This is a genomic window from Rhodophyticola sp. SM2404 (assembly GCF_053570515.1).
The window spans coordinates 13,193-39,308 of the sequence record NZ_JBSEDL010000005.1 but is presented as its reverse complement, the minus strand read 5'-3'; the positions used below and the strand labels follow the sequence as shown (position 1 = coordinate 39,308).

The window sequence follows — 26,116 nt, the reverse complement described above, 5'->3', positions numbered from 1 at the left end:
GGCTAAGTGATGAAAAAAATCTTTGTTGCAGGTCACAGGGGAATGGTTGGCAGCGCTATTTGTCGAAAATTACAAAGTCAGTCTGATGCTGCGATCTCTACGCGCAATCGCGACGAACTGGATTTGTGTGATCAGCGAGCCGTCCATGAGTTTATGAAATCGGAACAGCCCGATGAGGTTATTCTAGCCGCAGCTAAGGTCGGTGGCATCTATGCTAATAATATCTATCCGGCCGAGTTTATCTATCAAAATCTACAAATTCAAAATAACATTATCCACGCAGCACACATGAATGATGTGCAGAAATTACTCTTTCTTGGCTCATCCTGCATTTATCCACGATCAGTAGAACAGCCAATGCGTGAAGATGCCCTCCTTACTGGAATACTCGAGCCCACAAACGAACCCTATGCAATCGCCAAGATCGCTGGGATCAAAATGTGTGAGAGTTATAATCGCCAATATGGTAGAGACTACCGTTCTGTGATGCCAACGAACCTATATGGGCCGGGAGATAATTATCATCCTGAAAATAGTCATGTTGTCCCGGCACTGATCAGACGTTTCCACGAAGCTAAATTAAACAATCTAAATGAAGTTATCGTCTGGGGGTCGGGAAAGCCCATGCGTGAATTTTTGTATGTGGACGATATGGCTGAAGCCAGCTTGTTTGTACACACTCTGGACCAAACAATTTATGCAGAAAATATAGAGCCGATGTTATCGCACATTAATGTCGGAACAGGCGTTGACATTACAATAAATGAACTTGCCCAAACTATCAAAGACGTTGTTGGCTTTAATGGTGAGCTCATATTTGATGCATCCAAACCTGACGGAACAATGCGTAAGTTGATGGATGTTTCAACATTGCATAGACTTGGTTATATTGCACCTACCAATTTGCGATCTGGGTTAGAATTAGCTTATGCAGATTTTCTTAAAAACAGTTCCTTTTTAAGGATGTAGGCGTGATACTGGATCACTTCCAAATGTTATGCTGCGAAAACCGCAAATATCTCGAAACAGTCTCTGCATTCGAGCATCCACCATGTCTAGCCCCCTATATTTGTCCATTGATTTTTGGTTTCTCTAATAGGGTTTCTGGGGCGGGTGGGCGCATGTTTAATGCGTGATGAGGGATTGCTTTTGTCTGCCATAGCAAGGCCCGAAAATGCCTACCATTATTCTGACCCTAAACCAGACATTGCTGAAATTGCTGCCGCCTATGGCTTTGGCCTCGCTTGTCCGTCGTCAGTGTTTATGGAACCAATGGCGGCCTAAACTAAGAGAGAGTTTGGCTCATCTGGTTGGTTTGATTATGCGGCGTGCTGGTGGTGATGCAAGCTCCGCGTTTCGAGTGTCTTCCGTTTGATCCTTTCGCGTTGTTTCAGAATGGCTTTGTCACGCCCGAAGTAGACGTCGGCCGGTGTGACGTTGTTGATGCTCTCGTGGTAGCGCTGATGATTGTAGTGGTCGACGAAGGCCTCGATCTGGGCCTCAAGATCCCCCGGCAGGAAGTAGTTTTCCAGCAAGATGCGGTTCTTTAAGGTCTGGTTCCAGCGCTCGATCTTGCCTTGCGTTTGCGGATGATATGGCGCGCCGCGAGAGTGCTTCATCCCCTTGTCCTTCAACCAGTCTGCCAAGTCACCTGAGACGTAGCTAGAGCCGTTGTCACTGAGCAGACGTGGCTTGTGAACGACGTGCACCTGATCACAGCCCGATGCTTGCAATGCGAGGTCCAGCGTGTCCGTCACATCCTCTGCCCGCATGTTCGTGCAAAGCTTCTAGGACACGATGTAGCGGCTGTAATCATCAAGGACAGTGCTGAGATAGAACCAGCCCCAGCCCAATACCTTGATGTAGATGAAGTCGGTCTGCCAAAGCTGATTGATGGCTGTCGTTTTGTGCTGGAACTCATCGGCTGCTTTGAGAACGATGAAGGCTGGGCTGGTGATTAGGTCATGAGCCTTGAGCACGCAATAGACAGTGGATTCTGACACAAAGTACCGTTCCTGATCCGTGAATGTCACCGCCAACTCACGCGGTGACAGTTCCGTCTTCTGCAGGGCGAAGTCGACAACCTTGCGCTTCACCTCGTCAGGCACGCGGTTCCAAACGTGCTTTGGCTTCGGTGATTAATCCTGCAATCCAGCCTCACTACGCTGCAGATATCGATCATAGCAGCGGTAGAACGTGGTACGTGGAATGCCGAGCTTGGCTAGTGTCACACGGGCCGACAGATGGCTTTCCTCGACCAGCCGGATGATCGCCAACTTCTCTGATGCAGGGTACCTCATTCGTGGTCGCCCCCATCGCCTGTCATGCTTTTTTTGAGAAGGCGCAATTCGAGCGTCTGCTCCGCAACTACCTCTTTGAGGTCCTTAGCTTCACGGCTTCACCTCATCAGTGTTCGCAGCCCGTGCTGTATCGCCTGCCAGCCGCTTTTTACCAGCCTCCATGAAGTCCTTCGACCACTTGTAATAGATGCCTTGGGGGATCCCCTCACGTCGGCACAGCTCTGCAATGCTGTCCTCGCCGCGCAGGCCATCCACCACGATCCTGATTTTCTCTTCCGATGAATAATGCTTACGCGTGGCGCGCTTGATGTCTTTGACGATCTTCTCGCCGGGTGTCTTGGTTGTCTTTCTCATCGTCCACTCCTCAGTGGTTACGATGAGCAACAAACCCTCTCTTAGCAAATAACCCTATTTGGACCCATAGGCGCTGACGTCAGACAATTTGTTCTCTGGGCGCGATAAGATCCTGAACTCTGCCTTAGCGGTGTGGGACCTGCACCCACTTATTGGAACTGGCTGGTTCAGCTTTGGCAGAGCCACGTCAGAGGATGCGGTGCGCGCGGCGCTAGAAGCTGACGGCATCGCATATGATCTGAATGTCTACTGGCACCATGCCCACGGCCACAATTTGTGGACGACCATGCTCATTGAGCGGGGCCTGGTTGGCTTTGCGATGGTGACCATCCTGCTGTTCCTCTATTTCCGAACTTTCCTGCCGATTGCGCTTAGCCGCGAGCAGCTCGACCCGGTCGACCGCGGTGCGGCTCTGGGGGCGCTGCTGGTCGCAGTGGGCTTCGCAGTGGCGGGGCTGGGTAACACGGCGATGATGAATGAGCATGGCCACTCCGGCATGGCGTTCATCGCCGTGGCCTATGGATACCTGAGGGGCAGGGGGATTATTCACTCAAGTCAGCGAACGTCGCAGTGAGTGAGCGCTGCGTTGTCAGGCCATCATGCAGTTAGTGTCCTTCGGTCATTTCGCAGTGTCGCTATTGTGGCCTAACCCAAATGTCACGAAACGCTGATTATGCGACGCCAGTGGTGGCCCGCGGGGGCCAACCCTGTGAGTGCCCCGAGTGCGGGGCCTGGCGGGCGTGGGAGTTGCCCCGCGCGGGCTGATTGGGTTGGGTCCGGTCTGGCGACGTGGCACTCCTGGAGCGCGCCCCTCGGGTAGTGGCACCCGCGCGGCTGCCGTGTGGTTGTTGCTCGGGGCCGCCGTCTTGCCTCAGTTATTGCTTGTTGGCCCCACTCAATGTCTTTAGCATAACACTGGGACTTACACCGAGGTGAAATAAGTGGCCCTAAACAGTGAACATTTAATCAACTTTGTTTTTGTATTTTCCGCGGCGCTGGTGCTGAGCGTGGCGCTCGTTTTCGTGCGCATTGGGCGGGGCGCGTCGGATCTGTCGGCGCAGCAGTCGTCGCACACGCGCCCCACCTCGAGGCTGGGCGGCTTATCGGTAGTCGGTGCCATTTTTATCGGCACTTGGTTCTGGTTCGTGAGTGCCGAATTGTCTGCCGCGTATCAATTGTTCTTAATTGTCTCCGCCCCACTCTTTATCGCGGGAGTGGCCGAGGATTTTGGTGTGGCCACTGGCGTTAGGCTGCGCCTGCTGGCGGCGGTCGTGTCCGGCGCGGGCTTCGTGGTGGCCTTCGGCCAGTGGCTGCCCAGGCTAGATGTGGCAATTCTGGATGTTGCGATGGCTTGGCCGGTCTTTGCCGTGCCCTTCACAGTAGTGGCCTGCGCTGGAGTGGCCCACGCATTTAATCTCATTGACGGCATTAATGGCCTGTCCTCAGTTGTGTCCATTGGCGCCTGCGCGGCACTGATGGCCATCTGCGCGCAAGTGGGGCTCTGGTCGCATTTTCAGGCGCTCGGCCTCCTCCTCGCGGCGGTGGCTGGGTTTATGGTCGTGAATTTTCCATTTGGGCGCCTCTTCTTGGGAGATGGTGGCGCGTATATCATTGGCCATATTTTGGTTTGGACGGCGGTGTCCGTCGTTTGGATGTCGCCGGACGTGTCGACATTTGCGGTCCTGCTGATTTTTTTCTGGCCAATTGCCGACACTGTGCTCGCAATTTGGCGCCGCGGCACTCGCGGCCGCGACATGATGCAGCCTGATCGCCTGCACTTCCACCAGCTCGTGATGCGGGGACTTGAGGTGGCCGTGCTGGGTCGCGGGCGCCGCGAAATTGCGAACCCACTGGCGACAGTGGTCATCACGCCCCTGGCCATTGCCCCGATGGTCCTGGGGACCGTGTTCTATAACAGCCACGTAGCCAGCGTAATTTTTACTGTGTTGTCTTCTGCCTGCTTCGTCTTGGCGTATTTGATTGGAATTAAATGGGCGCGGAGGGGTCGGCGCCGAGTGTGACCCCACTGGCGCCTGAGTTTTAGCAAATACTGTGGCGGCGGCGGTGTTATGCTTCCAACAGTAACGGCTGAGCGGTGAGGCAGCGCCACAGAGTGGGGCTGCCTCCAGCGCCCCTATCCATAGCGCTTTCGGTTGTCAGTGGTGAGTGTGGGGGCTCACTATTGCGTTTTGCAATCCCGACGGGCTGTTGGCGTATTTAAAGCGCTCGCATTTGCACTGAGGTGCAAACCTGAGGCGGCAGTGTCCCCAGCGGCGGGCATTGGGGCGAGCTTTGTCTTGGCGGCTGGGACAATGCGGACTAATTCGCGAAAATTCGCGCCGGGGTTGGTGCGCCCAAACATGGTGTGTCGCTAGGGCGACCCCGCGTCGGGACATCAGCCCGAGCAGTTAACTTTGGGTCACGCGTGATCGCAGCGCTCCGCGAATGAGGACTGCGGCGGCTCCAAAGAAGCCGCCGAGCACGAGCGAGAGTGCTAGTATGAGCGAGGGCTTCTTGTGGTGATTGATTTCTACTGCCGATAGGTCGTACTGCACTGCCTGAAAATTCTGCTCGTCGCGCAGGGGGGTGGCGCCTACGGCCTGCTGAATATCTTCCAGCGTCGTATCTTGCTGCAGCGAGCGGAGTTCTGACTGCAGGCCGCGCAGGTTCGGCACGAATGCCTCCAATTGCTCGCGTGACGAGAGAATTTCTATTTGCCGCTCAATGGCGAGGTACCCGTCCATGTAAGTCATTCCACTTAGTGGGCCCGCTGGGCTTGCGCGTGTCTGTGAGGTGGAAAAACTTGTTCCCGTTCCCGTTCCCTGTTCTATTCCAAGGGAGCGGGCCAGTGATGCCTGCTCAGATAAGTATGATAGCTGATCGCTTATATTTATTTGGTAATCTTGGAGGCTATTCTCAATTTGGCGCTCAATTTGCGCGCCACGTCGCGTAGTCGCGCGCAGGGCTTCATTCGCCTCGGCATTGATGCGCTCCAAGACGCGCTGGCGGCTGGCCGCATTGGTTAAGTCGATAAGCTCGTCAATGAATGCATCGCTTCGGGATGTGTCATCAGACTGCCAGCTAATTTCCCAGCCTCTCGTCGTGCCCGACGGTGTTGGCGCTGCAATTTCTACTGAATTTATTCCAACTTCAAAAACTCGACGCGTAAGCTCTTGGTCGTACTCCGCCTCCGTGTCGTAATTCCGCGGGTCTGGCATGCCTAACTGGCGTATTGCCTCGGCGATCGTGTCGCGTCGTAGCAAAACAGCAGAAAATTCGGACATTAGGCCAGTGGAACTCACGATATCAGTATGGTCGATAGGGGCGATGTCGGTCCCTTCTATTGGCGTCGGCCTGTTCAGGCCGGCACTCTCTAAACTGCGCAACGCCCCCTCAATGGGTCGGAATTCGGAGGCGTACACGGCGTCGATTGGGCTCAGCTCAATTGAAGCGTCAAAGCTGTTGGGTGTGACCGCTAGATAAGCGCCGCCTATTGCGAGGGCGGCGGATGATATCCCGCCAATTAGCCACTTCCCGTCCCAAAGGGTCTGCACGAGTTCAAAGAGGTCGATTTCGTCGTCGTGTTGCTGTGTGTCAGGCATGTCCATCCCCAGTGTGTTGGGCGATAGGTAGCAAATTTCCTCGGTTATGCAACATCCGAGCCGCTGCTCCAGCTTTTATGTTACATTATGCCGCTTACGTGTCGTGGGTGCCCCTCAGGTGTCCGCATGCTGCACTTCAGTTTGGACGGCTGAGAGAAATATCTGCGGCGCATTTCCCAATTTGAGGCTGCGCCATCAATTATTGGGGGAATTGGTATTGGGTGGGTGGATATATTTGAATATGTCAGACGTGACACGACCTCGGAATGTAGTCGCTCCTGGCAGAGCGGGTGCGTGCTTGTGATTTGTTGCGCTGCGGTGGTAGGGAGCAGGGGGAAACAGTGGTGTAATTGAAGCGGGTTTGGTCGTGAGTGAAGCTCATCAGAACTGGTATTTGGTACAATTTAAGCCAAATTCTCACGCAATTGCTGTGCGTAACTTAACGCGCCAGAATTTTGAGATATTTCTACCTATGATTAAACACGTTCGGCGTGTTGGGTCCCGCTTCGTGGACGCTCAGGGGCCACTATTCCCGGGCTATTTGTTCATCAGGCTCGATTTTGGGTTCGGTGGCTGGCGGTCGGTTAATTCCACTTACGGTGTCTCACGTATTGTCTCTTTTTCTAATCAGCCAAGCCCAGTGCCAAGTGAACTAGTGGAGGGATTGAGGGCGCGCTGCGATGAAGACGGACTACTTGGCGCCGCCCCTGATTTAGAAGTCAATGATCAGGTGACGCTGCAAGTGGGCCCGTTCGCACAGTTTTTGGCAACAGTTGAGACGCTTGATGCGGACGAGCGTGTCTGGGTGTTAATTGACCTGATGGGGCAAAAAACACGTGTCAATGTTGGCCGTCAGGACGTTGTGAAATCTTGAGAGCCGGTTATTTATAGTCCCCTTATTGCAGATAAATTAGGCAGCCTAAGACGCTTACGCCCGATACTTTAGGGATTGCTGGCGGAGTGCGCCCACCCAATTTGTAGCCTTGCCCTAACACCCACCCCCCAAGCAAAACCAACCCCGCCAAAAACACCGTCTGCCCCGCGACCATCGCCGTTGATGACGCGCCTACTTCAAGCAATTATGTCGGCGATGTCCTCATGCCCTGTCTACCGTCAGCGCTTATGGTGCCAAATAGCGATATATGATGAGAGAGTGTTTCTGGCGCATCAGTAACCACTGAGGAGTGGGCGACGAGAAAGACACAGAAGAGCTCGCGCGAGAAGATCGTCAAAGACATTGAGTGGGCGACCCGCAAACACTGGTCATCCGAGGAGAAGATCAGGATCGGGCTAGATGGCCTTTATCGCAAAGACAGCATTGTTGAGCTTTGTCGCCGTAAGGGGATATCTCAGCTTATCTCTCAGCGCGGTTCAAAACCCGCCTTTGGCGTGTCCAAGCTTGGTTGATATTGCATCATTTGGTCTTGGTCTATCCGAGCGGCGCGCTCTACGCCTCGCGCAAGCGCTCGCGCGTGATCGCCACATGCACCTGCGCGCCATGGATCAGGGCCGCATCATTGAAATCATAGCGCGGGCTATGCAGCGGCGCGCAGTCCTCGCCATTGCCGATAAAGGCAAAACATCCCGGAACATGGGCGAGAAATCGCGCGAAATCTTCTGAGCCTGTCATGGGCTCGGGTCGGATGCGGATCTCGCGGGAGATCGGTGCCGCGGCGTCCAGCAAGGCCGCGGCCAAGTCTGGATCATTGATCGTGGGCACGAATTCGCGGCGATAGTCCAGCTCCACCTCAAGGCCATGGGTCAGGGCATTGCCTTCGCAAATGCGGCGCATTTCGGCCTCGATACGGGCCGAGACATCAGGGCTGAAACTGCGGCAATCGCCTGAAATACGCGCCTCGCTTGGCAGAGCATTGCGGGTGCCATCAGTGCTGATTTCCGTGACCGAGACCACGGCGATATCGGCAGGGTTCAGCCGCCGCGCGACGATGGTTTGCAGGTCAAGCACCAAAGCGCAGGCAGGCACCATCGCCTCGCGACCCCAATCAGGGCGGGAGGCATGACCGCCTTGGCCGCGCAATGTGATCTCGAAGATATCCTCCGCCGACATGATCGCGCCTGCGCGGGTCTCGATCGTGCCAAGGGGCAGGGCGGGCATGTTATGCAGGCCGAAAACCTCGTCAAAGGGGAAGCGTTCCAGCAAGCCGTCATCCAGCATCGCCGTTGCGCCTTGGCCCCATTCCTCAGCGGGTTGGAAGATGAAGCGCACGGTGCCGTCAAACCCGCCTTCCTCAGCAAGGAGTTGCGCCGCCCCAAGCAGCATGGCGGTATGCCCGTCATGGCCGCAGGCATGCATCAGCCCCTCGTTTTGCGAGGCATATTCCGCCCCCGTGGCCTCGGAGATGCGCAGGGCGTCCATATCGGCGCGCAGGCCAATCGCGCGGTTGGATGTGCCGCGTTTGAGCGTGCCCACAACGCCCGTGCCGCCCACGCCTTCTGCCACCTCAAGGCCAAAGCCGCGCAGGGTTTCGGCCACAAAAGCGGCGGTGCGGTTTTCCTCGAAGCCAAATTCGGGATGGCGGTGCAGATCGTGCCGCCACTGGGTCATGCGGCTCTCAAGGGCTGTCAGATCGCTCATGCAGCTTGGCCCAGAACCGCCTCGGGGCTCAGGCCCGTCATCTCTTGGAACAGGGCAGGGTCGGTTGCGCCTTCGGTGTTGAAGACCAACACCCGCGCGTCCGGCCCAAGCCCGATTTTTGCGGCCAGATCGGGCTGGTTCAACACCTCGATGGCCGCCGCCAACCCCGCGCCTCCGCTTTCGCCTGCAACAATTGCGGGGTCATCGCCTTTGGGGCGGGCAAGGCGGTTCATCACATCGGATGCGCTGGCCTCATCCACCGTCATGAAGCCATCGGCCACACGTTCCAGCACACGGAAGGCCACCATCGAGGGCTCGAAACATTCCAGCATCGCCATGACGGTGGAGTCGGTCTCGGGGACTTCCACGGGATGGCCGATTTTGGCGCTTTCATAGAGGCAGGCCGCACGCGCGGGATCAACAATGGTGATATGAGGGCGGTTTTCGCCCAGAACCAAACTCATATGGCCCGCAACCGCTGCTGCGAAGCCGCCCACGCCTGCTTGCAGGAAGATATGGGTAGGCGGCTGCGGCATGTCGGCCAAAGCCTCGCGGACCATGGCGGTATAGCCCTGCATCACGAGGGAGGGGATATATTCATAACCGGGCCATGAGGTGTCGGACAGCACCGTCCAGCCTTGGGTTTCAGCCACGCGGGAGGCCTCGGCCACCGAGGCGTCATAATTGCCCGCCACGCGGGTGATCTCGGCCCCGAAGGCGGCGATTGCGTCGGCGCGGGCTTGGCTTACGCCTGCATGCACAAAGATCACCGCGCGCGCGCCCATCAATTGTGCCCCTTGCGCGACCGAGCGCCCGTGATTGCCATCCGTAGCGCAAGCAAAAACCATTCCAGCGGCGACCTTGCGCACCTCTTCCGACATCACTTCGGAGATCGCGACCTCTCGGCCCAATTGGCGGCTGGCTTCTTCACGGACCAGCACCATCAGCGCATAGGCCCCGCCAAGCGCTTTGAAACTGCCCAGACCAAGGCGAAAGCCTTCATCTTTGACATAAAGCGCGCCAAGTCCCAGCTCACCCGCAAAAGCAGGCAGGGCATGAAGCGGCGTGGCACCCGCATTCTCGCGCATCGCCAGCGTTTGCGCTACGCGGTCTGCGCCCGCAATGCTCAGCGTTTCGGCATCACGCGGGTCAAGGGGCTGGCCGCGCGCGGCAAGGGGGCTGTGCAAATAGGGCTGTGTGGACATCGCTTTCCCTTCCTCTGGGCTATGCGGCGTTAGCTGGCGTCTTCGGTGATCTCACGCATCGCTTGTAGAAATTGCGCGACTTCCGTTTCGGTATTGTAATGGCACATCGAGACGCGGATCGCATTCACGATGCCCAAAGGCCCAAGGATATTGCCCGAGTAATGGTCATCCTTGCGCATATGGGTGCGGATGCCCCGCTCGCGTAATTTGGTGACAACATCGGCTGCGTCCTGATCCTTGACCGCGATGCAGACAAGCCCTTCGCGGCGCGGATTGTCCACGCCTCCGATGATGGTGACATCTTCCATCTGCGACAGACCTTTGAGATTGCCTGTACCATGGATCATCGCATTGGTCAGGCTTTGTTCATGGGCATGGATCGCTTCGCCTGCGGCCACCATGCGGTCGCGGCGGTCGCTGCTTTGGGTAAACTGGCTGCCCAACCATTCAAAATAATCCACCACATCCGAGAAGGTCGCATAAGCGCCCGTGTCGCGGGTGCCAAGTTCCCATGGCTCACCGGGGGCACCGACCAGATGATCATGGGGCAGGGCGGCCAGACGGTCCGAGATCCAAGCCACCCCATAGCCATGCCGCGAGAAGACCTTATAGGGCGAGATCACATAGCCATCGATCCCGTAGCTGGCGATATCAAGGCGGCCATGGGCGGCGTGCTGGATGCCATCAACAATGATAAAGCAATCAGGGGCCACAGCGCGGATGGCTTGAGAGATCGCGGGAATATCCATGCCCATACCCGTCACAGGCGAGGTGTGCAGGATGGTGGCCACCTGTGTGTCAGGGGTGATTTGCGCGGCATAGGCTGCGGCATCAACCGCGCCTGTTGCATCATCATGGGCGATCAGGACATGGGGTTTGCCCGCAACTTCGGCCCATTTATGCGCGGCACTGCGGCTGGCAGGATGCTCGACGGTTGAGCCCATGACCTTGCCCGCAGGCGTGCCAAGGCAAGCGGTGCGGATCAGGCGAAACAAAAGCTCCGTCCCGCTTTCGCCCACAAAGAACTGGCCATCAGGCGCATTGAACAAGATCGCCATATCAGCCTTGGCCTTGTCGATCATTGCGACCAGCGCCTTGGCGGCGGGGTTGTCGCGGCCCTGATTGTCAGGGATCGCGGCCATGCGGCCCGAGGTCTCGACCACGGAATTGAGCGTCAGCGCCCCGCCTGCATTTTCAAAGAAGACACGGTTGCCCTCAAAAGGGCAGGTGTCGACATGGGCGAAACGGGCGCGCACTTCCTCAAGAAGGCCGGGTTTGGACGTAAGCATGTGATATTTCCCGAATTGTGAACGGTCGGCCAGAGGCTGCTGGCATCCCCGAATGCTGACTATCCATAATTTCGCAGCGCCGTCCATGGGGCGCGCGAAGGTAAGGCGGGATGCGACTTTTGATCATTTCACGGGGCGGCAAATATGGCAGAGGCGCTGGGCCTTTCCTGCGCTTGGCCCAAAGACCTGTGTGCTTTGCAAAACACCTGATTGAAGTGCTTTGACGCAGCGGTTACAAACCGCTCGGACCACATAAAACGACAAGGCAAAATCATGAGTCACGAGGGGGTCATCCTTCTAATTATCGCGGCGCTTCCCTTTATCGGAGCGCTGTTGCCAGGGCTGATGATACGGGCAGGGCGCAATGCCTGCGCGATCGCGACCGCCGTGCCGACTCTTTTCGCGCTGACGATGCTGATCGTTTTGGCCCCCGCCGTTCTGCGCGGCGAGGTGATTCAAGCCCAGATTGAATGGCTGCCACAGCTTGGGCTGTCGGCCTCCTTCTTTCTGGATGGGTTGGGCCTGCTATTCGCGGGCATGATTCTGGGCGTGGGCCTGTTGATCACGCTTTATGCGCGCTTCTACCTCTCGGGCGCTGACCCTATGGGGCAGTTCTATACCTATCTGCTGATGTTCCAAGGCGCGATGCTTGGTATCGTTTTGTCCGATAACATCCTGCTTTTGTTGATTTTCTGGGAGCTGACTTCGCTCTCCTCCTTCTTGCTTATCGGCTATTGGAAGCATTTGCCCGAAGGCCGCCAAGGCGCGCGGATGGCGCTGACCGTCACGGGCGCGGGCGGACTTGCGATGATTGGCGGCATGCTGATCCTTGGCAATATCGCGGGCAGCTATAACCTGACCGATATCTTGGCAGCGGGCGATCTGATCCGCGCGTCCGAGTGGTATTTGCCAGCGCTGATCCTGATTTTGCTGGGGGCCTTTACCAAATCCGCGCAATTCCCCTTCCATTTCTGGCTGCCCCACGCGATGGCCGCGCCCACGCCTGTCTCGGCCTATCTGCATTCGGCCACGATGGTGAAGGCAGGGGTCTTCTTGATGGCGCGCATGTGGCCTGCGCTGGCGGGGACCGATGCGTGGTTCTATATCGTGACGACCACGGGCCTTGTGACGATGGTTCTGGGCGCGCTGATTGCGCTGTTCAAGGATGACCTCAAGGCGCTTCTGGCCTTCTCGACGGTCAGCCATCTGGGTCTTTTGACCATGCTTTTGGGCTTTGGCACCCAAGCGGCGGCTGTGGCGGCGGTATTCCACATCATCAACCACCTGACCTTCAAGGCGGCGCTGTTCATGACGGCGGGCATTGTCGATCATGAAACCCATACGCGCGATATCAAGCGTTTGGGCGGGTTGCGGCACTTGATGCCCATCACCTTTGTGATTGGCGCGGTTGCGGCGCTGTCCATGGCGGGGATACCGCTGTTCAACGGCTTCCTGTCTAAGGAAATGATGCTTGAGGAGGCCTCGCATACTGATTGGTTCTCAAGCCCCTATGCTGTGCCTGTTCTGGCGACGATTGGTGCGCTGCTCTCGGTGGCCTATTCGCTGCGTTTCATCTTCCATGTCTTCCTTGGACCCGTGCGCGACGACTACCCCCATACACCGCATGACCCGCCGTTTGGCATGTGGGCCGCGCCTGCGCTTCTTTGTGTCTTGGTGATTGTGATCGGTGTGGCCCCCTTCCTTGCCGAAGGCGTGGTCACGGCAGCCGCCAATGCTGTGACAGGGGCTGATCTGCATCCGCATCTCAAGATCTGGCACGGGGTGACACCTGCGCTGTGGATGTCTGTTCTGGCCGTCATTGGCGGGGCGGTTTTGCTGTCGCAACATGGCATGCTTGAGAAAATCTGGAACGCGATGCCGCGTCCCGAAGCCAAGGCCATTTTTGACAGGCTGGTTGCAGGGATCGTCGCGGCCTCGCGCGCTGTCACCGAGATCAGCCATAATGGCGCCATCAGCCGCTATCTGGCGATTTTCACCGTCACATCCGTGGCCTTTGGCTGGATTGCTTATTCGTCCAGCGGTCTGTCGGCCCCGACACGTGAATTGTTGCCTGTGCCGCCTGTGATTGCCGTGGGTTGGATCATGTTGATCGCGGCCACGATTTCGGTTGTGACCATGCATCACCACCGCTTTCGGGCGCTTGTCCTGATCGGGATTATCGGGCTGTCGATCTCGGCGGGTTTTGCCTATCTCTCGGCCCCTGATCTGGCGCTGACGCAAATCTCGGTCGAGACCGTGACCATCATGCTGCTGCTTCTGGCGCTGCATTTCATGCCGAAATCAACGCCCAAAGAAAGCTCCACTGGTCTGAAGCTGCGCGATGGTCTGATCGCGCTTGGCGCGGGCGGCGGTGTGGCGGCTTTGGCCTATGCCTTCTTGATGCGCGATATCGAGACGATCTCGGAATACCACCTTGCCAATAGCTATGAAGGCGGGGGCGGGACCAATGTGGTCAATGTGATCTTGGTTGATTTCCGTGGCTATGACACTTTTGGTGAGATCATCGTTCTGGGCATCGCGGGCCTTGTGATCTACGCGATGATGCATGCGCTGCTGGATGGACCAGCGGGGCGGCGGTTGCGCAAAGCGGATTTCTCGAATGATATCTCGCGCGACAGGCACCCCTTGATGATGGTTGTTGTCACCCGCGTCTTGATGCCAATCGCGGTTGTTGTGGGCCTTTATATCTTCCTGCGCGGTCATAACGAGCCGGGCGGTGGGTTTGTCGCGGGGCTTGTGATCGCGATTGCGCTGTTGATGCAATATATGGCCTCGGGCTTTGCATGGACCCAAGAGCGTAAGCGGATCGAATATCACACCATGATCGGGCTTGGCGTTGTGATTGCAGGGCTGACGGGCGTGGGTGCATGGCTGGCGGGCAAGCCGTTTCTGACCAGCGCCTATACCTATATCCACCTTCCCCCGATTGAGGAATTCGAGCTGGCCACGGCGATGCTGTTTGATCTTGGCGTCTTCCTGACGGTCTTGGGTGCTGTGATGTTGATGCTCTATAGCCTCAGCCGCATCGCGGGTGTTGGCGGTGAGACAGTCAATCTCGAGCCGATGGATTACGACCCTGGCCAAAAGGCCAAAGACGAGGGGGAGGGCTGATATGGAACTCATCGTTGCAAGCAGTATCGGCATTCTGACAGCAGGCGGGATTTACCTGCTTTTGCGGCTCAGAACCTTTCCTGTCATCCTTGGCCTTGCGCTGCTATCCTATGCGGTGAATGTCTTTTTGTTCGCCAGCGGGCGACTGGCGATTGACCAATCCCCCATCCTGTCGAAATACGGCGATGCAAGCTATACCGACCCGCTTCCGCAAGCCCTTGTTCTGACCGCGATCGTGATCTCCTTCGGGATGACGGCTGTGCTGGTGATGCTTGGGCTCGTGGCCTATCTGGAGGCCGATAGCGACCGCATCGACCTTGACCCAGAGGGCAGCGATACAGACGACGATAACGAGAGGGCCGCCTGATGCACTGGATTATTCTGCCGGTCATCCTGCCGGCACTTCTGGCCCCGATCATTGCCTTTGCAATGCGCTTTGACATCACCTTGGCGCGCATCGCCTCGGTTACGGGCACTGTCCTTCTGGCGGGGATTGCGCTGGCGCTTGCCGCGTTCGCGGTAGATGGCACGACCCATGTCTATCGGCTTGGGGATTGGCCCGCACCTTTCGGGATTGTCCTTGTTCTTGACCGCCTTTCGGCTCTGATGGTGCTGTTGACCTCCTCGCTGGCGCTGATTGTGTTGATCCATGCGATCACGACGGGTTGGGACGCGCGGGGCCGCCATTTCCATGCCCTGTTCCAGTTCCAGCTTATGGGCGTTTGCGGGGCCTTCCTGACGGGGGACATCTTTAACCTGTTTGTTTTCTTCGAGGTTCTGCTGATTGCGTCGTATGGTTTGATGATCCATTCGGGCGGCAAGGAACGGATGCAGGCGGGGCTGCAATATGTGGTCATGAACCTTGCGGGATCGACGCTGTTCCTCTTTGCTTTGGGCACGCTTTATGCCTCGACAGGCACGCTCAATATAGCCGATCTTGCGCTGCGTATCCCTGAAATTCCGATGGAAGAGGCGGCGCTTGTCCGTGTGGCGGTGATCTTGCTGATGATCGTGTTTGCCCTGAAAGCCGCGCTTTTCCCTGTGCAATTCTGGCTGCCTGCCACCTATGCGCAAGCGCCCGCACCTGTGGCAGCACTTTTTGCGATTATGACCAAGGTCGGGGCCTATGCGATCTTGCGGGTGCATACCACGGTCTTTGGTCCGGGCAGTGCAGGTACGGAAGATCTGGCGGGGACATGGTTGTTCCCAGCCGCGATCCTGACCATCGCCATCGGCGCTTTGGGTGTTCTGGGCGCGCGTCGACTGATGCCGCTGATCGCCTTCTCGGTCGTGGGATCGATGGGAACCTTGTTCATCAGTGTGGCCATGTTCACCCCTGTGGGGATGTCGGCGGCGCTCTATTATATGGTTCATTCCACCTTTGCGGCGGCCTGCCTGTTTCTAATCGCTGATCTCGTGGTCTCACGCCGCTCGGGCGACAGGTTGCGCCCCGAAGCCCCAACCGTGCAAAACGGCCTGTTTGCGGCGCTGTTCTTCGCGGCGGCCATCGCCATGGCGGGGATGCCACCGCTGAGCGGCTTCTTGGGCAAGCTGCTGATCCTTGACGCGATCCGTGATCCTGACACGATTGTCTGGGGCTGGTCGGCGGTGCTGATCGGCTCGCTCCTGACGATTGTGGGCTTTGGCCGCGCAGGGAGCATCCTGTTCTGGAAATCCACATCCCTGACGCCAGAGGCCGCGCCTGAGGCACCCCAGCCCGCGCCCGCCACAACAGGGCAGGTGGCCCCCGTTATGTTGACCTTGGCCGTCTTGGCAGGGCTTGCGGTTTTTGCAGGACCCGTCTCGGCCTATCTGGGCGCGACCTCGTCGCAGCTTTTTGATCGCCAAGGCTATGTCGATGCCGTTCTCAACCCAAGTGAGGGGAGCTGAGCCATGTTGTTTCGTTTCATTCCACATCCTCTGCTCAGCGTGACCCTTGTTCTGGTCTGGTTCGGTCTGGTGAACACCTTCACCTTGGGCAATCTGATCCTTGGGGTGGCTTTTGGCGTGATCATCCCGATGCTGACGGCTTCCTACTGGCCTGATCGTCCCAAACTGGCGCGCCCACTCAAGGTTGTTGAATATGTCTTGGTCGTGCTGTGGGATATTGTCGTGGCCAATGTGCAGGTGGCGATGATCATCATGTTCAAGCGCGAAGCCACGATCAATTCGCAATGGATTGTTATCCCGCTCGAGCTGAGATCGGCCGAGGCCATCACCGTGCTGGCAGGCACCATCACCATGACGCCCGGAACCGTATCGGCAACGCTTGCGGCCGATGGCGGTGCGATCCTTGTGCATTGCCTGCATACTGATGACCCTGATGCGGTGCGCGACGAGATCAAAACCCGCTATGAGCGCCGCCTATTGGAGATTTTCCCATGATCGAATACGCGCTGATCTTTGCTGTAAGCTGCTATGCTATCGCGCTTGCGCTGGACCTTTGGCGGATCGCCATTGGCCCCGATAGCGCCGACCGCATCCTTGCGCTGGATACAATGGTGATCAATGTGATCGCGCTCTTGGTGCTCTATGGCGTCTGGCGCGGCACCGCGATCTATTTTGAGCCTGCCATGCTGATCGCTATGGTGGGCTTCGTCTCGACAGTTGCCTATTGCCGCTTCTTGTTGCGCGGCAACATCATCGAATAGGGGCGGGAATATGAACTTTTTTGTAGAACTCCTGATTTCCATCTCGCTCGTTATTGGCGGTGTCTTCGGCTTTGTCGGCTCCTATGGGTTGATCAAACTGAAAGGCTCGCTGCAGCGCCTGCATGCGCCCACAACGGCCACCACATTGGGGGTAGGGGGCGTGTTGATCGCCTCGATGATCTATTTCTTCGCCAAGACGGGGCATATCTCGGTGCATGAGTTGCTGATCACGCTGTTTTTGTTCCTGACAGCGCCGATAACGGCGAATTTCATCGCCAAAGCCTATCTCTCGCGGAATGTGGATAAGAAAGACCTGCCCCCGAGTGAGGGCGCATTTGGCTGGTCGGTCTATGACGATCCGCCCGAGGCAGATTCGGACAAGTAACGCCGATACGGCCTTAGCACCGCGCCGAGCCTGCGGGCTTTGCGCTGTCCCTCCCGATCCGTGCCATGCTGCGGGATGGGGGGATGCGTTTGCCCGTTTAAAATCAGTTTGATTTCAAGTACTTATTCTGCGCCTTGGCAAAAGGTGATCACATTTGCCTTGGGTCATCTGACTGTCACACTCGTTTTCTATGGTCCCTCCAACCTAAACTGGGAGGGGTCGCCCGATGCATTTCAGAACGCTGTTCCTGTCGGATATTCACTTGGGAACGCGTGGCTGTCGGGCAGATTTATTGGTGCCTTTTCTGCGCCAGCATGAAGCGGGAACGATCTATCTCATTGGCGATATTTTTGATGGTTGGGCGCTGAGCAAGCGCGGCTGGCATTGGCCGCAGGAACATAACAATGTCGTCCAGACCCTGCTGGACAAAGCGCGGCGCGGCACGCGGATTATCTTTGTTCCAGGCAATCATGACGAGGTCATGCGCCAATATCTCGGCACCCATTTCGGCGGCATCGAAGTGATGCAAACGGCCGATTTCACGGGGCTGAACGGCAAGCGTTATCTGGTGACCCATGGCGATCAATTCGATGCGGTGGTGATGAATGCCAAATGGCTCGCCCATTATGGGGATACCGTTTATGATTTCCTGCTCTGGCTGAACCCCAAAATCAACCGCGTCAGATCACTGTGGAGCGGGCGGTATTGGTCCTTGTCAAAATGGGCCAAACAGCAGGTCAAAGGCGCTGTGAATTTCATCGGACAATATGAACATGTCCTCTCTGAGGAGGCCAAGCGCGGCGGTTATGACGGTGTGATTTGTGGCCATATCCACCATGCCAATATCCGCAAGATCAAGGATATCGACTATATCAATACGGGCGATTGGGTCGAAAGCTGCACAGCCATCGTGGAGCATGCAACGGGTGCCATCGAACTCATCGATTGGGAAGAAAAGGCTTCGGTCAATATGGGGCGCAAGCCGCGCGCCAAACCCCAAAAACAACTTGTGAAGCTAGACAGTTAGGCAGGCAAATATGACGTCAGTGACAAAGCAGCTGAGCGAAGCTGTCAATCAAAACGCCACGATCACACGTGAAGGCCTGTTGGAGCGCCTTTTTGCGCGGCTCTTTCACGGGCTGATCTATGCGCAAATCTGGGAAGATCCTGTGGTCGATATGGAGGCGCTCAAGATCGGTGCGGATGACAATATCGTTTGTATCGCATCGGGCGGGTGCAATCTGCTGTCCTATCTCACCGCGAACCCTGCCTCGATCACGGCGGTTGATCTGTCGCCTGCGCATGTGATGCTGAACAAGCTGAAGCTGGCGGCTGTGCAGCATTTGCCTGATCATGAGACCCTGTTCCAAGTTCTGGGGCGCGGCGATCAGGCCGACAACCTCGAGATTTTTGACACCTATATCGCCCCGCATCTGGATGAAGACGTGCGCGCCTATTGGAATGGCCGCGCGCTGCTTGGCGCGCGCAAGACCATCCTTGCCCGCGGGCTTTATCGGCACGGAGTATTGGGGCGCTTTATCGGGCTGGTGCATGTTGTGGCGCGCCTGTCGCGCGTTGATTTCAAACCGTTTCTTGAGGCGCGCACGCTTGAGGAACAGACCGCCTTTTTCAACACCCAGATCGCGCCCGTCTATGACACATGGCTGGTGAAATTTCTGGCCAAACGCCGTGCATCGCTGTTCGGCCTTGGGATACCGCCTGCGCAATATGACAAGCTGGCCGCAGATGCAGGCGGCGATATCATCGAGGTGCTCAAAGAACGCACACGCAAGCTGTTTTGCGATTTCCCGATCCGCGAGAATTACTTTGCATGGCAAGCCGCCAATCGCGGCTACCAGCCCGGCGACAATCCTGCCGTGCCGCCCTATCTTGAGGCCGCGCATTTCGAAACCGTCATGGGCAATGCCTCCAAAGTGCGTGTCCTTAACGAGTCGCTGACCGATATGCTGGCGAAACAGCCGACCGCGTCCAAGGATTGCTATGTTCTGCTGGATGCGCAGGACTGGATGAATGACGACCAGCTCAATGCCCTTTGGAGCCAGATCACCCGCACGGCCAAGCCAAATGCCCGCGTGATCTTCAGAACGGGTGGGGCAGATGACATCCTGCCAGGCCGCGTGGCCGAGGAAACCCTGTCGCAATGGGCCTATCAAGCGGCCGCATCCGAGGCAGGGTTCAAGGCAGACCGCTCCGCGATCTATGGTGGTTTCCACCTCTATCAATTGAAGGGCTAAGCGCATGACAGATACCCATGGCGCCTTGATGGATCAGGTCTATCGCAGGCAAAGGCTGATCTATGACGCGACCCGCAAATACTATCTGCTCGGGCGCGATTTCACATTGCGCGAGCTGCATCCCGACCCCGACGCCCATGTGTTGGAGGTCGCTTGCGGCACAGGACGAAACTTGGATGAAATCTCCGCGCGCTATCCAAACAGGTCTCTTTATGGCTTGGATATCTCCTCGCAAATGCTGCGAACGGCCGAGGCGAAACTGGGCAGCAAAGCAAAACTGGCCTTGGGCGATGCCTGCCAGTTTGATCCGTTGGATTTGTTCGGTCAGGAGAAATTTGACCGGATTTTGATGTCCTATTGCATCTCGATGATCCCCAATTGGGAGGCCGCCATTCCCGAGGCGCTGCGCCATCTCAAACCTGGTGGAGAGTTGCATATCGTTGATTTCGGAGACCAATCTGACTTGCCGCGCTGGTTCAACACACGGCTCCGCTCATGGCTGGACCGCTTCCACGTGACCCCACGCGATAGCTTGCAAGAGGCTTTGAAGGGCCATGATGGGTTCGAGGTGCATTGGCAGCCTTTGCTCAAAAGCTACGCCCAATATGCGCGGTTGTCCAAAGCGGGTGGTGAGGGCTGAGCCGCAGAGTTTAAAACCCTCGCGCCACCGCGCGTAAGAAAGATCCTGTTTATGAGTACTTCCAACAGCTTGAAATTTTAACGGGACTCCAGCTCTCTGATCTTGCGCATAAAGTTGCTGGATTTTTCCGCTTATCTAAAAAAACCAAAGTCCCAGCAAAACCAATCCCGCCAAGAACACTGTCTGGCCCGCGATCATCGCAGTTGATGATGCGCCCACGTCGCGCAATTGTGCCAGCGATGTTTTCATGCCCACAGCGGCCACCGCCGTCACCAAGGCCGCACTTGAGAGTCTGGCAGCGGGCGGGCCCAAGTCGGCGGGAACCAGTTGCATTGAATTCAGCGCGGCCAGCACCAAAAACACCACTACAAAGCCCGGCAAGAGGGGCGGGCGTTTCGAACCCTCAGGCACATTCCCGCGCAGCAGGAGCGAGCCGATCAGCACCACAGGGGCCAACAAAGTCACGCGCAGCAGTTTGACCAAGGTGGCCAATTCGCCCGTCTCCTCCGAGACCGAAAATCCCGCCCCCACCACTTGCGCCACATCATGGATGGTTGCGCCAAGGAAGAGGCCCGTTTCATGCTCGGACAGGCCCAAGGCGCTGGCCAAAATCGGGTAGAGGATCATCGCCACCGTCGAGAGCAGCGTGACCGAGATCACCGTGAAGACCAGATCGCGCTCGGCCTCGGGGCGTTTGGGCAGGATCGAGCTGATCGCCATCGCGGCAGATGCGCCGCAAATCGCGACCGCTCCGCCTGTCAGAAAGCCGAATAACCGCTCGCGCCCGAAAAGGCGGGCGGTGGCTATCGACCCCACAATCGTTATGGCCACGGCCAATACGAGGAAGGCCAGAAATTCCCAACCCACGGCTTGAACCATGTCAACGCTGACCCGCAGCCCCAGAAGGGCTACACCAAAGCGCAGCAACCAGCGCGCGGCAAAGGTGATGCCGTCCGCCATGCGCGGGTCTTCCGTCATGAAATGGAAGGGGATGCCCAGTAGGATCGCCATCAGCATCACAGGCGCGCCATAATGGTCGGATAGGAACTGCGCCGCCATTGCGATCAGCGCTGCCATGGTCAGCCCCGGCGCGATGCTGCGCGCGGCGGCAAAGCGGGCTTTGATCCAGCTTGTGTCCATCATCCGCCCTCCCGCAGATTGGATAAATTTCAGCTTGTGTAGCGGCTCGGTTCATGTAGATCAATTGGGTATCAATTTTTCCAACGACGGGAGGCGTTCGGAAAATGGCACCGAAAATGGGCGCGCCGAATGCCCTGCCGCTCTATCTCCAAATCAGCGAATTGCTGATCCGTGAGATCGCCTCAGGGCGGCTTGTAGATGGTGAGCGTTTGCCGCCCGAACGCGACATGGCCAAGCAGCAGGGCACAACTGTGCGCACTTTGCGCAAATCCCTGTTGGAGCTAGAGAAAAAAGGCCTGCTTGAGCGCAAGCAGGGCTCGGGCAACTATATCCGTTCCAAGGCAGGTCACACCACCGAAAGCGTCTATTCGATGTTTCGGCTTGAGCTGCGCGAGGGGGGCGGTTTGCCCACGGCGCAGGTGCTGGATGTGACCCCCATGAAGAAGGATCGCCTCTGGGGTGAGGGTGAAGCAGCGACGCGCATCCGCCGTTTGCGATTCCTTAACAAACACCCCATCGCGGTCGAGGAAATCTGGCTGGACGGGCAGGCCGGTGCGATTGATCCTGCCGAGATATCAGACTCGCTCTATCGCTATTACCGTTTGCAATTGGGCCTATGGATCACCCGCGCCGAAGATCGTGTCTCCATCGACAAAACCCCTGATTGGGCGCCTGAGGCTTTTGCTCCGAAAAGGGGTGAAATTACCGCCCATATTGAGCGGTATAGTTGGGCGCAGGGCAGGGCGCCTGTCGAGTTTTCCCGCACATGGTTCGACACTGAAAAAGCACATTACGTGCAACGCATGATCTAAGGAGAAAGACGCGTGTCCAAGACAATATATGGCGTAATCGGCTGTGGCATGATGGGGCAGGAGCATCTGCAAAACATCGCGCTTCTGGACCAAGCCGAGGTTGCCGCGATTTTTGAGCCTGACGTCGGTATGGCGGCCAAGGCGCAGGCTTTGGCCCCGCAGGCCCGAATGATGGATAGCATCGAGGCGCTGCTGGCTTTGCCCGATCTGGATTGCCTTTTGATTGCCAGCCCCAATTTCTGCCATGTCGGGCAGTTGGAGCAGATTGCGGCGATCAACCCCTTGCCCGTGCTGGTCGAGAAGCCGCTTTTCACCGACCCCGCCGATCGTACCCGCATCGAGGCGCTGATGGCCAGCTATCCCGCGCCGATCTGGGTTGCGATGGAATATCGCTATATGCCGCCAATCGCTGCTTTGCTGAGCGAGGCCAAACAGGCAACGGGCGGGATCAATATGCTTACCATTCGCGAGCATCGTTTTCCCTTTCTCGAGAAGGTCGGGGATTGGAACCGTTTCAACCGCAACACAGGTGGGACCTTTGTTGAGAAATGCTGCCATTTCTTCGATCTGATGCGGCTGGTGCTCGGGGCCGAACCTGTCCGCGTGATGGCCTCGGGGGGGCAGGCGGTCAATCATCTGGATGAAAGCTATGCGGGCGAGGTGCCTGATATCCTTGATCATGGCTATGTCATCGTTGATTTTTCCAATGGTACCCGCGCGATGTTGGAGCTGTGCATGTTTGCCGAAGGCGCGCGCTATCAGGAAGAGGTCAGCGCGGTCGGTGCCAAGGGCAAGATCGAGGCGCTGGTGCCTGGCCCTGGCAGGTTCTGGCCTGCGCATCTGGGCGCGCCGCCCGTGCCGCAGTTGATCATCAGTCCGCGTGATCCCAAAGGGCCTGTCTTGCATGACATTCCCGTTGATCCGACCTTGCTGGCGGCGGGCGATCACAACGGCTCGACCTACTATCAGCATAAGGGGTTTCTTGAGATGGTGCGCGGAGAACGCGCAGCCCCCGAAGTGTCGTTGCGCGATGGTCTGATCTCGGTGCTGATGGGGCAGGCGGCACAGCAGTCGATGGCAACGGGTCAGGTGGTCGAGATATCCCTGCCTGCCTGAAGAAATTATTGATACACCATTGATGCAATGCGGACTGCCGATTACAAAAGACGCCACAGCATTGCGAAGGGGAGGACGTTATGAGTGTGGTTCCGGTTACATCCGCTGGTCTAGATGCCGCCGAAGTATCTTGGTTTGCGGCACTTTGTTCGGATGATTACCAGTTTCTGGGCGTGCCCGATGGGGATTTGCGCTCAAGCTGGGAGCATTGCTCGACAATTCTCAAAACGGCCGAGGCCAATGGTTTCCGCAATATCCTGTGCCCCTCCTCCTATCAGGTAGGCCAAGATACGTTGAGCTTCGTTGCGGGCGGTGCACCGATCACAGACAGGATCAATATGCTGGCGGCGGTGCGCTGCGGCGAGATGCAACCGATCATGCTGGCGCGCACCTTGGCGACGCTTGACCATATGCTCAAAGGGCGGCTTACGGTGAATATCATCTCCTCGGATTTTCCGGGCGAGAAAGCCGAGAGCAGTTTCCGCTATAAACGCTCGCGCGAGGTTGTGGATATCCTTAAACAGGCATGGACGCAGGACGAGATTAACTACTCTGGCGAAGTCTATGACTTCAAAGGAGTTTCTACTGACCCTGCCAAGCCGTATCAAACGGGCGGACCGCTGCTTTATTTCGGTGGATATAGTCCGGATGCGCTGGAGTTATGCGGGCAGCATTGTGATGTCTATCTGATGTGGCCCGAGCGCGAAGAAGAGCTTGCCGGCCGCATGAAGGCGGTTCATTCCGTCGCCGCGCGCTATGACAGGACGCTCGATTACGGGCTTCGGGTCCATATGATCGTGCGCGAAACCGAGGCCGAGGCCCGCGATTATGCCGAATATATCGTCAGCAAGCTGGATGATGAATATGGCAAGATGATCCGCGACCGCGCACATGATTCAATCTCGCTCGGGGTGGCGCATCAGGCCCGTGCTCGCGAATTGGCCGATCAATTCGGCTATATCGAGCCTAATCTCTGGACAGGTGTGGGCCGCGCGCGGTCGGGCTGCGGGGCGGCGCTTGTCGGTTCGGTTGATCAGGTTATGTCCAAGATCGAAGCGTATCAGAAAATGGGCATTCGCGCCTTTATCTTCTCGGGTTATCCGCATCTGGAAGAATGTGACTATTTCGGCAAACTTGTGATGCCGCATCTTAAAACCTGTTCGCTGCCAATCGAATATGGCCGCGTGCCAAGCCAAACCCCCAATACGCCCTTGGGCGCAGGAGAGCGCAAATGACCGACCGTCTATCCCTATCCGGCCAGCTTGAAATCTCGCGCCTTGTCTATGGCATGTGGCGTGTTGCCGATGATGAGAACACCGCGCCCGCACATGTGCAGGCCAAGCTGGAAGCCTGTCTCGAGCAGGGCATCACCACCATCGATCAGGCCGATATCTACGGCGATTACGGGGCCGAGGCGGTCTTGGGCGCGGCACTGAAATCCGCCCCGCATCTGCGCGACCAGATCGAATTGGTGACCAAATGCGATATCGTGGCCCCTTGCGGGAAATATGCCGATAAGCGCGTCAAATACTATGATACCTCGGCGGCTCATATCACGGCCTCGGTCGAGGCCTCGTTGACCAATATGGCCATCGACCGGATTGACCTTTTGTTGATTCACCGCCCCGATCCGATGATGGATCACCATGAAACGGGGGCGGCCCTTGATGCGTTGGTGGCCTCGGGCAAGGTCGGACATATTGGCGTGTCGAATTTCAAGCTCAATGACTGGAGCTTGCTGCAATCGGCCATGACTACCCCGCTGATTACCAACCAGATCGAGGCCAGCGTGCTGCATTTCGCCCCTTTCATCGATGGCGATATCGCATGGATGCAGGAGCGTGCCATTCGTCCCATGGCGTGGTCGCCCTTGGCGGGCGGCGCGCTGTTCTCCGAGCAGGGCGCGCCCGTGCGTGCTGTGCTGGAGCGTATCGCGGGCGAGCAGGGCGTTGATGCAACCGCCGTGGCGGTTGCTTGGCTTTTGGCCCATCCTGCCAAGATCGCACCCGTCATGGGCACAAATTCGCTGGAGCGTATCCGCGCGATCTCTTCCGCCAATAAGGTGCAGATCGACCGTGAAACATGGTTCGAGATTTTGACGGCAGCTTGGGGGCAAGAGGTGCCATGAGTTTTCAGGACACGATGGAGCAATTCATCCCCGGACCCGAGACGGGCAAGGCCCTGCGCGGAGCCTTGTCGCGCTTCGGCACAGGCGTCACGATTGTAACGACCATGACCAAGGACGGCCCCGTGGGGATCGCTGCCAACAGCTTTTCCTCGGTCTCGCTTGACCCCGCATTGGTCTTGTGGTCGGTCGGCAAGGCTTCACGGCGTTATCCCTATTTCTCTGGGGCCAAGCATATGGCGATCCATGTCTTGGGCGCGGATCAGCTGGATTTGTGCAAAGCCTTCGCGGCCTCTCCGCACGCGTTTGAAGGCGTGATCTGGGAGGAGGGCGCGCATGGCCTGCCGCTTTTGGCGGGATGTCTCGCGCGGTTCGAATGTGAACGCTATGCCGAATATGATGGCGGCGATCATGGCATTCTTGTCGGGCTGGTCCAGAAGGTCGCCTTTCGCGAAGGTGCGCCGTTGATCTGTTTTGGCAGCCAGTTCGGCCAGTTCCGCTTGGAAGGCTAGGC

At 57.3% G+C, this 26,116-nt stretch carries 24 protein-coding genes and 1 pseudogene; 19 read left to right on the top strand and 6 right to left on the bottom strand.

Annotated elements, in window-relative coordinates:
- Positions 1 to 9: 9 nt before the first annotated feature.
- Together fcl and ACTYEO_RS08910 are read left to right on the top strand one after the other, a co-directional pair.
- Positions 10 to 969, top strand: a complete 960-nt coding sequence (fcl, locus tag ACTYEO_RS08915) for a GDP-L-fucose synthase (RefSeq protein ID WP_449323386.1) — start codon at positions 10 to 12, stop codon at positions 967 to 969.
- Positions 970 to 1,128: 159 nt separating this feature from the next.
- Positions 1,129 to 1,284 carry a hypothetical protein gene (locus ACTYEO_RS08910; RefSeq protein WP_449323385.1) on the top strand — a complete coding sequence of 52 codons (156 nt, stop codon included), beginning with the start codon at positions 1,129 to 1,131 and terminating at the stop codon, positions 1,282 to 1,284.
- A gap of 35 nt (positions 1,285 to 1,319) precedes the next feature.
- Here ACTYEO_RS08910 and ACTYEO_RS08905 read toward each other — a convergent pair.
- Positions 1,320 to 2,654 (bottom strand): annotated as a pseudogene (locus tag ACTYEO_RS08905) (IS3 family transposase).
- A 199-nt stretch (positions 2,655 to 2,853) separates the two neighbouring features.
- Here ACTYEO_RS08905 and ACTYEO_RS08900 point away from each other — a divergent pair.
- Together ACTYEO_RS08900 and ACTYEO_RS08895 are read left to right on the top strand one after the other, a co-directional pair.
- Positions 2,854 to 3,228, top strand: coding sequence for a hypothetical protein (locus ACTYEO_RS08900; RefSeq protein ID WP_449323384.1), 375 nt, complete (start codon positions 2,854 to 2,856; stop codon positions 3,226 to 3,228).
- Positions 3,229 to 3,595: 367 nt separating this feature from the next.
- Complete coding sequence (locus ACTYEO_RS08895) at positions 3,596 to 4,675, top strand: MraY family glycosyltransferase (RefSeq protein WP_449323383.1); 1,080 nt, start codon at positions 3,596 to 3,598, stop codon at positions 4,673 to 4,675.
- Between the two features lie 387 nt (positions 4,676 to 5,062).
- On the opposite strand, the gene ACTYEO_RS08890 is transcribed toward ACTYEO_RS08895, so the two are convergent.
- Positions 5,063 to 6,256 carry a Wzz/FepE/Etk N-terminal domain-containing protein gene (locus ACTYEO_RS08890; protein WP_449323382.1) on the bottom strand — a complete coding sequence of 398 codons (1,194 nt, stop codon included), beginning with the start codon at positions 6,254 to 6,256 and terminating at the stop codon, positions 5,063 to 5,065.
- A 367-nt stretch (positions 6,257 to 6,623) separates the two neighbouring features.
- Between ACTYEO_RS08890 and nusG the strand changes: the two genes are divergently transcribed.
- Positions 6,624 to 7,130, top strand: coding sequence for a transcription termination/antitermination protein NusG (nusG, locus tag ACTYEO_RS08885; RefSeq protein WP_449323381.1), 507 nt, complete (start codon positions 6,624 to 6,626; stop codon positions 7,128 to 7,130).
- Between the two features lie 573 nt (positions 7,131 to 7,703).
- Here the strand turns inward: nusG and ACTYEO_RS08880 are convergent.
- Genes ACTYEO_RS08880 through ACTYEO_RS08870 form a run of 3 tightly spaced genes read right to left on the bottom strand, consistent with a single transcriptional unit; the run spans position 7,704 to position 11,346 of the window.
- A complete protein-coding gene (locus tag ACTYEO_RS08880) occupies positions 7,704 to 8,852 on the bottom strand; it encodes an amidohydrolase (protein WP_449323380.1) in 1,149 nt (382 codons plus the stop codon).
- Positions 8,849 to 10,057, bottom strand: a complete 1,209-nt coding sequence (locus tag ACTYEO_RS08875; RefSeq protein WP_449323379.1) for a diaminopropionate ammonia-lyase — start codon at positions 10,055 to 10,057, stop codon at positions 8,849 to 8,851. The genes ACTYEO_RS08880 and ACTYEO_RS08875 overlap by 4 nt, the downstream gene beginning before the upstream one ends.
- Before the next feature lie 29 nt (positions 10,058 to 10,086).
- The gene (locus ACTYEO_RS08870) at positions 10,087 to 11,346 is read right to left on the bottom strand and encodes an aminotransferase class V-fold PLP-dependent enzyme (protein WP_449323378.1); all 1,260 of its coding nucleotides are present in this window, start codon (positions 11,344 to 11,346) and stop codon (positions 10,087 to 10,089) included.
- 273 nt (positions 11,347 to 11,619) lie between these two features.
- On the opposite strand from ACTYEO_RS08870, the gene ACTYEO_RS08865 reads away from it, so the two are divergent.
- The 9 genes from ACTYEO_RS08865 (at position 11,620) to ACTYEO_RS08825 (ending at position 20,409) form a co-directional block, all read left to right on the top strand.
- Entirely contained in the window at positions 11,620 to 14,478 is a 2,859-nt protein-coding gene (locus tag ACTYEO_RS08865; protein ID WP_449323377.1) for a monovalent cation/H+ antiporter subunit A, read from the top strand.
- A 1-nt stretch (position 14,479) separates the two neighbouring features.
- A complete protein-coding gene (locus tag ACTYEO_RS08860; protein WP_449323376.1) occupies positions 14,480 to 14,845 on the top strand; it encodes a Na+/H+ antiporter subunit C in 366 nt (121 codons plus the stop codon).
- Positions 14,842 to 16,368, top strand: a complete 1,527-nt coding sequence (locus tag ACTYEO_RS08855; RefSeq protein WP_449323646.1) for a monovalent cation/H+ antiporter subunit D — start codon at positions 14,842 to 14,844, stop codon at positions 16,366 to 16,368. The genes ACTYEO_RS08860 and ACTYEO_RS08855 overlap by 4 nt, the downstream gene beginning before the upstream one ends.
- 3 nt (positions 16,369 to 16,371) lie before the next feature.
- Entirely contained in the window at positions 16,372 to 16,863 is a 492-nt protein-coding gene (locus tag ACTYEO_RS08850) for a Na+/H+ antiporter subunit E (RefSeq protein ID WP_449323375.1), read from the top strand.
- Positions 16,860 to 17,129 (top strand): K+/H+ antiporter subunit F, encoded by a 270-nt coding sequence (locus ACTYEO_RS08845; protein WP_449323374.1) that lies wholly within the window; start codon positions 16,860 to 16,862, stop codon positions 17,127 to 17,129. Before ACTYEO_RS08850 ends, ACTYEO_RS08845 begins: the two co-directional genes overlap by 4 nt.
- A 10-nt stretch (positions 17,130 to 17,139) precedes the next feature.
- Entirely contained in the window at positions 17,140 to 17,514 is a 375-nt protein-coding gene (locus ACTYEO_RS08840) for a Na+/H+ antiporter subunit G (RefSeq protein WP_449323373.1), read from the top strand.
- A 226-nt stretch (positions 17,515 to 17,740) separates the two neighbouring features.
- The gene (locus tag ACTYEO_RS08835) at positions 17,741 to 18,541 is read left to right on the top strand and encodes a UDP-2,3-diacylglucosamine diphosphatase (protein ID WP_449323372.1); all 801 of its coding nucleotides are present in this window, start codon (positions 17,741 to 17,743) and stop codon (positions 18,539 to 18,541) included.
- A gap of 10 nt (positions 18,542 to 18,551) precedes the next feature.
- Positions 18,552 to 19,769 carry a DUF3419 family protein gene (locus ACTYEO_RS08830; RefSeq protein ID WP_449323371.1) on the top strand — a complete coding sequence of 406 codons (1,218 nt, stop codon included), beginning with the start codon at positions 18,552 to 18,554 and terminating at the stop codon, positions 19,767 to 19,769.
- 4 nt (positions 19,770 to 19,773) lie between these two features.
- Complete coding sequence (locus ACTYEO_RS08825; protein ID WP_449323370.1) at positions 19,774 to 20,409, top strand: class I SAM-dependent methyltransferase; 636 nt, start codon at positions 19,774 to 19,776, stop codon at positions 20,407 to 20,409.
- A gap of 135 nt (positions 20,410 to 20,544) precedes the next feature.
- On the opposite strand, the gene ACTYEO_RS08820 is transcribed toward ACTYEO_RS08825, so the two are convergent.
- A complete protein-coding gene (locus ACTYEO_RS08820; protein WP_449323369.1) occupies positions 20,545 to 21,552 on the bottom strand; it encodes a YeiH family protein in 1,008 nt (335 codons plus the stop codon).
- Positions 21,553 to 21,653: 101 nt separating this feature from the next.
- Between ACTYEO_RS08820 and ACTYEO_RS08815 the strand changes: the two genes are divergently transcribed.
- From ACTYEO_RS08815 to ACTYEO_RS08795, 5 genes are all read left to right on the top strand, one after another.
- Positions 21,654 to 22,361 (top strand): GntR family transcriptional regulator, encoded by a 708-nt coding sequence (locus ACTYEO_RS08815; protein ID WP_449323368.1) that lies wholly within the window; start codon positions 21,654 to 21,656, stop codon positions 22,359 to 22,361.
- Between the two features lie 12 nt (positions 22,362 to 22,373).
- Entirely contained in the window at positions 22,374 to 23,477 is a 1,104-nt protein-coding gene (locus ACTYEO_RS08810) for a Gfo/Idh/MocA family protein (protein ID WP_449323367.1), read from the top strand.
- A gap of 80 nt (positions 23,478 to 23,557) precedes the next feature.
- Complete coding sequence (locus tag ACTYEO_RS08805; RefSeq protein ID WP_449323366.1) at positions 23,558 to 24,712, top strand: LLM class flavin-dependent oxidoreductase; 1,155 nt, start codon at positions 23,558 to 23,560, stop codon at positions 24,710 to 24,712.
- Positions 24,709 to 25,605: an aldo/keto reductase gene (locus tag ACTYEO_RS08800; protein ID WP_449323365.1), complete on the top strand. Its 897-nt coding sequence runs from the start codon at positions 24,709 to 24,711 to the stop codon at positions 25,603 to 25,605. The genes ACTYEO_RS08805 and ACTYEO_RS08800 overlap by 4 nt, the downstream gene beginning before the upstream one ends.
- The gene (locus ACTYEO_RS08795) at positions 25,602 to 26,114 is read left to right on the top strand and encodes a flavin reductase family protein (RefSeq protein WP_449323364.1); all 513 of its coding nucleotides are present in this window, start codon (positions 25,602 to 25,604) and stop codon (positions 26,112 to 26,114) included. Before ACTYEO_RS08800 ends, ACTYEO_RS08795 begins: the two co-directional genes overlap by 4 nt.
- The last annotated feature ends 2 nt before the right edge of the window (positions 26,115 to 26,116 follow it).

Bases quoted from the DNA above. Each gene is read 5' to 3' on its own strand.
- ACTYEO_RS08880 (WP_449323380.1), bottom strand. From the start codon at position 8,852: ATGAGCGATCTGACAGCCCTTGAGAGCCGCATGACCCAGTGGCGGCAC.
- fcl (WP_449323386.1), top strand. From the start codon at position 10: ATGAAAAAAATCTTTGTTGCAGGTCACAGGGGAATGGTTGGCAGCGCT.
- ACTYEO_RS08850 (WP_449323375.1), top strand. From the start codon at position 16,372: ATGTTGTTTCGTTTCATTCCACATCCTCTGCTCAGCGTGACCCTTGTT.
- ACTYEO_RS08815 (WP_449323368.1), top strand. From the start codon at position 21,654: ATGGCACCGAAAATGGGCGCGCCGAATGCCCTGCCGCTCTATCTCCAA.
- ACTYEO_RS08870 (WP_449323378.1), bottom strand. From the start codon at position 11,346: ATGCTTACGTCCAAACCCGGCCTTCTTGAGGAAGTGCGCGCCCGTTTC.
- ACTYEO_RS08840 (WP_449323373.1), top strand. From the start codon at position 17,140: ATGAACTTTTTTGTAGAACTCCTGATTTCCATCTCGCTCGTTATTGGC.
- ACTYEO_RS08825 (WP_449323370.1), top strand. From the start codon at position 19,774: ATGACAGATACCCATGGCGCCTTGATGGATCAGGTCTATCGCAGGCAA.
- ACTYEO_RS08805 (WP_449323366.1), top strand. From the start codon at position 23,558: ATGAGTGTGGTTCCGGTTACATCCGCTGGTCTAGATGCCGCCGAAGTA.
- ACTYEO_RS08890 (WP_449323382.1), bottom strand. From the start codon at position 6,256: ATGCCTGACACACAGCAACACGACGACGAAATCGACCTCTTTGAACTC.
- ACTYEO_RS08865 (WP_449323377.1), top strand. From the start codon at position 11,620: ATGAGTCACGAGGGGGTCATCCTTCTAATTATCGCGGCGCTTCCCTTT.
- ACTYEO_RS08830 (WP_449323371.1), top strand. From the start codon at position 18,552: ATGACGTCAGTGACAAAGCAGCTGAGCGAAGCTGTCAATCAAAACGCC.
- ACTYEO_RS08860 (WP_449323376.1), top strand. From the start codon at position 14,480: ATGGAACTCATCGTTGCAAGCAGTATCGGCATTCTGACAGCAGGCGGG.
- ACTYEO_RS08875 (WP_449323379.1), bottom strand. From the start codon at position 10,057: ATGTCCACACAGCCCTATTTGCACAGCCCCCTTGCCGCGCGCGGCCAG.
- ACTYEO_RS08845 (WP_449323374.1), top strand. From the start codon at position 16,860: ATGATCGAATACGCGCTGATCTTTGCTGTAAGCTGCTATGCTATCGCG.
- ACTYEO_RS08800 (WP_449323365.1), top strand. From the start codon at position 24,709: ATGACCGACCGTCTATCCCTATCCGGCCAGCTTGAAATCTCGCGCCTT.
- ACTYEO_RS08820 (WP_449323369.1), bottom strand. From the start codon at position 21,552: ATGATGGACACAAGCTGGATCAAAGCCCGCTTTGCCGCCGCGCGCAGC.
- ACTYEO_RS08910 (WP_449323385.1), top strand. From the start codon at position 1,129: ATGCGTGATGAGGGATTGCTTTTGTCTGCCATAGCAAGGCCCGAAAAT.
- ACTYEO_RS08795 (WP_449323364.1), top strand. From the start codon at position 25,602: ATGAGTTTTCAGGACACGATGGAGCAATTCATCCCCGGACCCGAGACG.
- ACTYEO_RS08835 (WP_449323372.1), top strand. From the start codon at position 17,741: ATGCATTTCAGAACGCTGTTCCTGTCGGATATTCACTTGGGAACGCGT.